2 protein-coding genes are annotated in these 2,178 nt (G+C 54.0%); both read left to right on the forward strand.

Annotated features, from left to right (window positions below):
- Window positions 1-156 precede the first annotated feature (156 nt).
- Window positions 157-1,866: an IS1634 family transposase gene (locus BUB38_RS15555; RefSeq protein WP_073161642.1), complete on the forward strand. Its 1,710-nt coding sequence runs from the start codon at window positions 157-159 to the stop codon at window positions 1,864-1,866.
- Complete coding sequence (locus BUB38_RS15560; protein WP_073161643.1) at window positions 1,853-2,074, forward strand: hypothetical protein; 222 nt, start codon at window positions 1,853-1,855, stop codon at window positions 2,072-2,074. The genes BUB38_RS15555 and BUB38_RS15560 overlap by 14 nt, the downstream gene beginning before the upstream one ends.
- Window positions 2,075-2,178: the final 104 nt, after the last annotated feature.

The following is a 2,178-nucleotide window of genomic DNA, read 5'->3' on the forward strand; positions in this document are numbered from 1 at the left end:
ATCTTAACTTCCAGAAAAGTTAACACTAGAAGCGCTATTTGAAGGTCCGTTTGCGAAAATTCTAAAAATTTTCAGGAAAACCTCTTGCAACGGTCCTTTTTCTTTATTAGATTTATAGTCCTAACTAGGACTATTCCGAAGAAAAGCGAGGCCCGAATGCACCCCGACGTACACATCGACATTCCCGATGTTCCAGGACTCATCACGAAAAAAGTCGTCAAGGGCGTCACCTACATGTACTACGAATACGGTCGCACCTATTCGAAGGAGAAAAAGTACACTTCCGTACAGCGGGCGTGCATCGGCAAGATCGATGCCGACGGGAAAATGATTCCCAACGCGAACTGCAGGAAGTACCTGCCGCAGTTCCTGCCCGGCGAGGCGCAACGCGAGCGCGTCAGCAGCTGTCTGCGGACGGGCGCATTCCTGGTCCTCCGCAGAATCGTTGACGAAAGGCGGCTGGTCGAATGCCTGCTGCGCCCCTTCACGCCGAAGGACGCCGCGCTGGTTCTCGACATCGCGTTCTACTCGCTGATAACCGAGGGCAACACGGCCCAGCACTATCCCGACTACACCTACAACCATCCCGTTTTCACGGAAGGGATGCGCCGCTACTCCGATTCTAAGGTTTCCGAATTTCTTCAGTCGATGAAACCGGAGCAGATCAACGGATTCCTGCACGTATGGAACCTGTACCGCGAAAAGTCCGACCGCATCTACATTTCCTACGACTCCACGAACAAGAATTGTCAGGCGGGAGACATCGCCATGGTGGAATACGGACACGCCAAGGACAACCGGAGCCGTCCGATTTTCAACTACGCGATTGCATTCGACCAGACCAACAGCGAACCGCTCTTTTACGAGGAATATCCCGGCAGCATCGTGGATGTTTCGCAGCTGCAGTTCATGCTGTCGAAGGCCGAAGGATTCGACTACCGCAACGTGGGCGTGATCCTTGACCGTGGCTACTTTAGCCGCGCGAACGTCGCGTACATGGACGCTCACGGAATTGAATTCGTGATCATGGCGAAGGGGCTCACCCGTATCGCCAGGGAACTGGTGGAAGGCGTACGCGGGACGTTCGAGGACGACCGTGACTGCTTCGTAAGGGAATACAAGGCTTACGGCACGACCGTCAGGCGCAAGCTCTACGATGACGATTCCCGCGAGCGCTACTTCCACATCTTCTACGGCAATGAGCGGCAGGCTCACGAGCGGACGGTACTCGAGGACCGCCTGGAAAAACTTAACCGCTATCTCGAAGGCCTCGAGAATACCGAGGCGCAGATTCCCGACGTGGTGAGCGAATACTTCGAACTCGTCTACGACAAGAAGGGAACCTTCCTCTATGCCAACGAGAGGAAGGACGTGATCAGGCGCGAGATCCGCCTGTGCGGTTACTTTGTCCTGATCACCTCGGAAGAAATGTCTGCAGTCGAGGCGTTGCGTCTTTACAAGGGACGCGACGCGACGGAAAAGCTTTTCCGTGGCGACAAGAGCTACCTAGGTAACGCGAGCCTTCGTGTATGCAGCGAGTCGGCTGTCGCGGCAAAGATATTCATCGAATTCGTGGCGCTCATCATCCGCAACAGGCTGCACAACTACCTGAGCAACGCAAAGCTGAAGAACGAGAAGAAGGCGAACTTCATGAACGTGCCTTCGGCCATCCGCGAGCTGGAAAAGATCGAGATGATCCGTCGCGGCGATGGGATCTACACGCTGGACCACGCGGTGACCGCGACGCAGAAGGAGATTTTGCGGGCCATGGGTCTCGATGAAAGATTCATTATCGGTGAAGTTGAAGAACTCTCAAAGGCTATCCAGAAAGTCGAAAGCGAGGCGGTGAAGAATGGTGAAGGCTAGAAAGAAACGGAGCGCGGTCTCCATTGACAGCAAGATCGCCAAGGCGAAAACGAAACTTGAGAAGGCCCGCGCCCGCTGCGAAAAACTTGAGGACGAGTTCAGGGAACTGCTTGACAAGCGCGACAGGCTACGGATGGAACAGCTTTCCGAGGCGATGAAGAACAGCGACAGGACCTTCGAGGAAATCCTGAACTTCATCAGGAAATAGAACCCAAGTTCAGACCGGCGGATTGCATCGGTGCGAAAATAGCACCGGTGTTTGGACGTGTTTTAAAAGTGCGTTTTTAGTGTTAAAAACGGCGGAAGTTGAGA

Source organism: Fibrobacter sp. UWH5 (assembly GCF_900142505.1).
In the GTDB taxonomy this organism is placed as follows: domain Bacteria; phylum Fibrobacterota; class Fibrobacteria; order Fibrobacterales; family Fibrobacteraceae; genus Fibrobacter.

What these genes read in the sequence shown, in the direction of transcription:
- BUB38_RS15560 (WP_073161643.1), top strand. Translation starts at nt 1,853, where the DNA reads ATGGTGAAGGCTAGAAAGAAACGGAGCGCGGTCTCCATTGACAGCAAG.
- BUB38_RS15555 (WP_073161642.1), top strand. Translation starts at nt 157, where the DNA reads ATGCACCCCGACGTACACATCGACATTCCCGATGTTCCAGGACTCATC.